This window comes from Plastoroseomonas arctica (genome assembly GCF_018128965.1).
Classification (GTDB): domain Bacteria; phylum Pseudomonadota; class Alphaproteobacteria; order Acetobacterales; family Acetobacteraceae; genus Plastoroseomonas; species Plastoroseomonas arctica.
In genome coordinates this window covers 1-5,746 of the sequence record NZ_JAAEDH010000047.1, presented here as the reverse complement: position 1 = coordinate 5,746, position 5,746 = coordinate 1, and the positions used below count along the sequence as shown (strand labels likewise).

The following is a 5,746-nucleotide window of genomic DNA, read 5'->3' as shown; positions in this document are numbered from 1 at the left end:
AGGATGCGGCCCGCGACCTCGCGGGCGCGGTCTTCGCCGCGCTCGACGCCGCGCTGCCGGGCCTGGCCGAGGCGCGCGCGCCCGAGAGTGCCGTCGCACTCGGGGCCCGGCTTGCCCCGCTGCTGGAGCAGGGGTTCTCGGTGGCACTGCGCGCCGCGCCGCACCTGGTCGCACCCATCGCGGCGCGGCTTGCCGATCCGCGCGTCACCATCGATCCCGACCCGAGCCTGCCCGCCGGCGACCTCACCGCCAGCTGGCAGGGTGGCCGCGCCACGCTCGACCTCGCCGCGCGCCGCGCCGCGATCCGCACGGCCCTGGCCGCATGCTTCGGCATCGGGCCCGGGCTCCCCTTGGAGGATTGAGCCGTGTCCAGCACCGACTTCGAACCGCTTGCCCCCGCGCTCGCCGCCGATGCGGCACGCGATGTCGCCCTTTCCCCTACCCCGGACCTGGAGGCCGTCTACGACATCCCCGTCCAGATCACCGCCGTGCTCGGCCGCGCGACGATGCAGGTCAGCCAATTGCTCAAGCTCGGCCGCGGCGCGGTGGTGGAACTGGACCGCAAGCTCGGCGAGGCGGTGGACATCTACGTCAACAACCGCCTCATCGCGCGCGGCGAGGTGGTGATGGTCGAGGACAACCGCATCGGCATCACCATGACCGAGATCGTCAAATCCGATCGGCCGGGCTGATCGATGGCGCGTCTTCTGATCATCGGTTCGCTGGAGGCGGAACTCGGCCAGGCCGCGCGCATCGCGATCGCGCGCGGCGCCCGCCTGGGCAGTGCGGAGGGTGTCACCGACGGCCTCTCCCGGCTGCGCGCGGAGGGTGCGGACCTGATCCTTTGCGACGTACTGTTCGACATCGCCTGGCTGCTCCAGGCCATGCTCGCCGAGCGCATCCATTGCCCGCTGGTCGCCTGCGGCCGCACCTCCGATGCCGAGGCCGCGGTGCGTGCCATCCGCGCCGGCGCGCGCGATTTCCTCCCCCTGCCCGCCGAGCCCGACCTCATCGCGGCCATGCTCGAAGCCGCGAGTGCCGAGCCCGAGGCGCCCATCCATCGCGACGCGGCGATGGTGGCGCTGATGGAACGCGCGACCACGCTCGCCCGCGCCGATGCCTCGCTGCTCATCACCGGCGAAAGCGGCACCGGCAAGGAAGTTCTGGCGCGCCACATCCACGCCGCCTCGCGCCGGTCACGCGGCGCTTTCGTCGCACTCAACTGCGCCGCCCTGCCCGAGACGCTGCTGGAATCCGAACTCTTCGGCCATGAGAAGGGTGCCTTCTCCGGCGCGGTCGCCATGCGCCGCGGCAAGTTCGAACAGGCCGAGGGCGGCACGCTGCTGCTGGACGAAATCGGCGAGATGGACCCGCGCCTGCAGGCAAAAATTCTCCGCGCCATCCAGGAGCGGGAGATCGACCGCCTGGGCGGTGCCGGACCGGTGCGGATCGATGTCCGCATCCTCGCCGCGACCAACCGCGACCTCGCCCGCGAAGTCGCTGCCGGCCGCTTCCGCGAGGACCTCTATTTCCGCCTCAACGTGGTCTCGCTCCGCATCCCGCCGCTGCGCGAGCGCGGCGGCGACATCCTCCCGCTGGCCGAACATTTTTGCGAACGCTACGCCCGCGCCAATGGCCTGCCACCGCGCGATTTCACCCCCGCCGCGCGCGACCTGCTCCTCGCCCATGCGTGGCCCGGCAATGTCCGCGAGCTGGAGAACGCCATCCACCGCGCCGTGTTGCTCGCCGAGGGCGATGTCATCGGCGAGGGCGCCATCGAACTCTCCGCCATGGAACCGCGCGCCGCGGCACCGGCCCCCGCCGCCGCCACCGCCACCATCACGCCGCGCCCGACGCAAAAACCTGTCACCGCCCTCGTCGGCCGCCGCATGGAAGACGTGGAGCGCGAACTCATCATCGAGACGCTCAGCCACTGCCTGGGCAACCGCACCCGCGCCGCCGAGCTGCTCGGCATCTCCATCCGCACCCTGCGCAACAAGTTGCAGGAATACCGCGCCCATGGCGTCGCCGTGCCCCCCGCCCCGGGCACGGTGATGCCCGAACACCTGCCGGCCTTCTGAGCCATGGGCGCGATCGCCTTGCCCGGCTGGATGGGCCGGATGAATCCCGGCTCCGACGTCGCGCTCGCATTGGGCGTCGCCGCCCTTCTCGTCGTGCTCGTCGTCCCGCTGCCGGTCATCCTGCTCGACCTCGGTCTCGCCTTCTCCATCACCGTCTCGGTGCTGGTGCTGATGACCGCACTCTTCCTCCGCCGCCCGCTCGACTTCACTTCCTTCCCCACGCTGCTGCTGCTGACCACACTGCTGCGCCTCGCCCTCAACGTCGCGACCACCCGCACCATCCTCACCCACGGCCATGAGGGCCGCGAGGCCGCGGGCCATGTCGTCTCCGCCTTCGGCGGGTTCCTCATGGGCGGCGACGTGGTGGTGGGCTTCATCGTCTTCGCCATCCTGCTGGTGGTGAATTTCATGGTGGTGTCCAAGGGCTCCGGCCGCATCGCCGAAGTGGCCGCGCGCTTCAGCCTCGACGCCATGCCCGGCAAGCAGATGGCCATCGACGCCGACCTCTCCGCGGGCCTGTGCGACGAGCCCACCGCGCGGCTACGCCGGCGCGAGCTGGAGGAGGAGACAGGCTTCTACGGCGCCATGGATGGCGCGGCGAAATTCGTCCGCGGCGATGCCATCGCGGGCCTGATCATCACCGTGATCAACCTGATCGGCGGCATTGCCATCGGGGTCGCGCGCCAGGGGATGAGTTTCGGCGACGCGGTCGAGACCTTCACCATCCTTACCGTGGGCGACGGCCTTGTCTCCCAGATCCCGGCGCTGCTGGTCTCGATCGCGGCCGGCATCGTCGTCACCAAGGGCAGCGGCGAGGGCAGCCCGGACAAGGCTCTGGTCGGCCAGCTGGGTCAGGGGTGGAAACCGATGGCGCTGGCCGGCGGCGGTGCCGCGATGATGGGCCTGCTGCCGGGCATGCCGCTGCTGCCCTTCCTGGGTCTCGCGGGCCTTGCCGGCTATGTCGCCTGGCAGCGCCGCGCGGCCGATGAATCCGAAGCCATCGCCCGCGACGCACCGCCGCCCGCGAGCACTGCCGAGGCGCCGCTCTCAGAAACCATGCGCATCGACCTCCTGCGCCTGGAACTCGGCTACGGCCTGCTATCGCTGGCCGCCGGCGAAGCCCCGCGCCTGACCGAACAAATCAAGGGCCTGCGCCGCGCCATCGCGCAGGAGATGGGCTTCGTCCTGCCCAGCGTGCGCGTGCAGGACAATCTGCAACTCCCGCCCGACACCTATGTCATCCGCCTCAAGGAAGTCGAAGCCGGGCGCGGCCAGTTGCGCCCGCCGATGCTGCTCGCCATCGACCCCGGCGGCAACGTGCCCGACCTCCCCGGCCATCGCACCACCGAGCCCAGCTTCGGCCTCCCCGCCCTCTGGATCGAGGAGCTCCACCGCGAGGACGCGCTCGCCCGCGGCGCCACAGTGGTCGACTGCGCCGGCGTCGTCGCCACGCACCTGACCGAGATCGTGCGCGAGAACATGGCCGAGTTGCTCTCCTTCGCCGAGACCCAAAAGCTCCTCGACGACATGCCGCGCGAACAGCAGAAGCTCGTGGCCGACCTGGTCCCCACCCAGATGAGCGTCGGCGGCGTCCAGCGCCTGCTGCAATCCTTGCTCGCCGAGCGCGTCTCCATCCGCGACCTCCCCACCGTGCTCGAGGGCATCCAGGAAGCCTGCGCCGGCGGCGCGCGTGCCGTGCCCGCCATCACTGGCGTCGTGCGCGCCCGCCTTGCGCGCCAGATCACCGACGCGGCCCGCGGCCCGCAGGGCTACGTGCCGATGATCACGCTCAGCGTCGATTGGGAGACCGCCTTCGCCGAGGCGCTGACCGGCCCCGCGGAAGAACGCCTGCTCGCCATGGCGCCGTCACGGCTGGGCGAATTCATGCAGCGGCTGCGCGATGTCTTCGACGCGGCCGCGGCGGCGGGCGAGCAGCCGGTGCTGGTCTGTTCATCCGGCATCCGCGCCCATGTCCGCGCCATCGTCGAACGCTTCCGCCCCGCGACCGTCGTGCTCGCGCAGAACGAGATCCACGCCCGCGCCCGAATCCGCACCATCGCCAGCCTCTGAGAGACCGCCCATGCAGATGAAGCAGTTCCGCGGCGCATTGCTGGCCGATGCGATGGCGTCCATCCGCGCCGAGCTCGGCGATGGCGCCGTGATCCTCGCCATGCGACGCAACGCCAGCGGCGTCGAGGTGACCGACGCACTGGAGCCGGAGGAACCGGTGCTGATCCTGCCGGACGCGCCCACCGCGCCCCCGCCGAAGGCCGAGGGCACACTGGGCTTTCACAACCTGCCGCCATGGCTCGCCGAACGCCTCACCGGGCCCTCGCTCGAGCGGCAGCTGGCGGCCACCTTCACCTTCGCCCCACTACCCGATGGCGGCGCCCGCCCGCTGCTGCTCGCCGGCCCGCCCGGCGCGGGCAAGACGCTCACCTGCGCGAAGCTCGCCGCCCGTTGCGTGCTGGCCGGCCAGGCGCCGCTGATCCTCACCACCGACGGCAAGCGCGCCGGCGCGGCGGAACAGCTCTCCGCTTTCACCCGGCTGCTGGGCCTCACCCTGGCGCTCGCGCCCAACGCCGCGACCCTGTTCAAGGCGCTCAGCCGGCGACCCGAGGGCCAGCCCGCGCTGATCGACACGGCCGGCTGCGACCCGCTCGACCCGGCGCAGGCGGCCGCTCTCTCGCGGCTGGCAGAGGCCGCCCACGCCGAGATCGTCGCCGTCATCCCCGCCGGCATGGACCCGGGCGAGGCGGGGGACCTCGCCGAAGGCTCGTCGCACTCGGCGCACGGCACCTGATCCCGACGCGGCTCGACATCGCCCGGCGGCTCGGCGGCGTGCTGGCGGCGGCGGGGCCGCTGGCCCTGGGCGAGGCGGGAAACGGCCCGGACGTCGCGGGCGGGCTGATGGCGCTCGACGCCGCGACGCTGGCCGCCCTGCTGCGCCTCGCGCATCGTCCAGCGCTCAGCGTGCCGTGAGGAACAGGGTGCCCGCGACCGGCACCGCCTTCTCCTGCCGCAGGACCACGTCGCGCATGGCCACGACGCGCAACCCCGCGGCTTCGGCCAGCGCCACCACATGCGCCGGCGCGTGGCGGTAGCGCATGCCCTCGCCCAGCGCATAGGGGGCGACCGACCCGGTCTCGATGGAGAACGCCGCCCACCCGCCCGGCCGGAGGGCGCCCGCGATGCCAGCCAAGGCCGGCGCCAGGTCGCCCAGATAGTTCAGCACATCCGCCGCGAAGACCAGGTCGAACGCCGCGACCTGCGCGGGCAGCCAGTCGAGGAGATCGGCCTCCGCAAGCGTGTCATAGAGGCCCCGCGCGCCCGCCTCCGCCAGCATGCGCGGCGACAGATCCACCCCCACCAGCCGCCGTGCGAAGGGAGCGAGTGCGACACCCGAAAGCCCGGTGCCGCAGCCGAGGTCCAGCACATCCAAGGCGCGCGCCGGCGCCACGCCCGCAGCCTCGACCAGCGCCGACAGCGCCGCCGGCGTCGCGTAGCCGAGCGCCGCCAGCGCGCCATCGAAGCGCGGCGCGAACTGGTCGAACAGCGAGCGCACATAGGCTGCCGGCGCGCGGCCCGGAGCCGTACCCTCGCCCAAGGCCGCCAACAGAAACTGCGCCTGCTCGGCGACCGGCGGCGCCACCGCGCGGCGCGCC

Annotated in this window: 7 protein-coding genes; 6 read left to right on the top strand and 1 reads right to left on the bottom strand. The window is 72.4% G+C overall.

The genetic code is table 11. The annotated features are described in order from the left end of the window. From GXW79_RS21270 to GXW79_RS21245, 6 genes are all read left to right on the top strand, one after another. Positions 1-362: hypothetical protein (locus GXW79_RS21270; RefSeq protein WP_456315841.1), on the top strand; the 362-nt coding region annotated here is incomplete at its 5' end. A gap of 3 nt (positions 363-365) precedes the next feature. Next, on the top strand, positions 366-692 hold the full coding sequence (fliN, locus tag GXW79_RS21265) for a flagellar motor switch protein FliN (RefSeq protein WP_211876465.1): 327 nt from the start codon (positions 366-368) through the stop codon (positions 690-692). Between the two features lie 3 nt (positions 693-695). Continuing rightward, positions 696-2,081: a sigma-54 dependent transcriptional regulator gene (locus tag GXW79_RS21260; RefSeq protein WP_211876464.1), complete on the top strand. Its 1,386-nt coding sequence runs from the start codon at positions 696-698 to the stop codon at positions 2,079-2,081. Positions 2,082-2,084: 3 nt separating this feature from the next. Beyond that, positions 2,085-4,151 carry a flagellar biosynthesis protein FlhA gene (flhA, locus tag GXW79_RS21255; RefSeq protein ID WP_211876463.1) on the top strand — a complete coding sequence of 689 codons (2,067 nt, stop codon included), beginning with the start codon at positions 2,085-2,087 and terminating at the stop codon, positions 4,149-4,151. Positions 4,152-4,161: 10 nt separating this feature from the next. After that, positions 4,162-4,884 (top strand): flagellar biosynthesis protein FlhF, encoded by a 723-nt coding sequence (locus GXW79_RS21250; RefSeq protein WP_211876462.1) that lies wholly within the window; start codon positions 4,162-4,164, stop codon positions 4,882-4,884. Positions 4,885-4,922: 38 nt separating this feature from the next. Further along, a complete protein-coding gene (locus tag GXW79_RS21245; protein ID WP_211876461.1) occupies positions 4,923-5,063 on the top strand; it encodes a hypothetical protein in 141 nt (46 codons plus the stop codon). Here GXW79_RS21245 and GXW79_RS21240 read toward each other — a convergent pair. Beyond that, positions 5,050-5,746: class I SAM-dependent DNA methyltransferase (locus GXW79_RS21240; RefSeq protein WP_211876460.1), on the bottom strand; the 697-nt coding region annotated here is incomplete at its 5' end. The genes GXW79_RS21245 and GXW79_RS21240 overlap by 14 nt on opposite strands.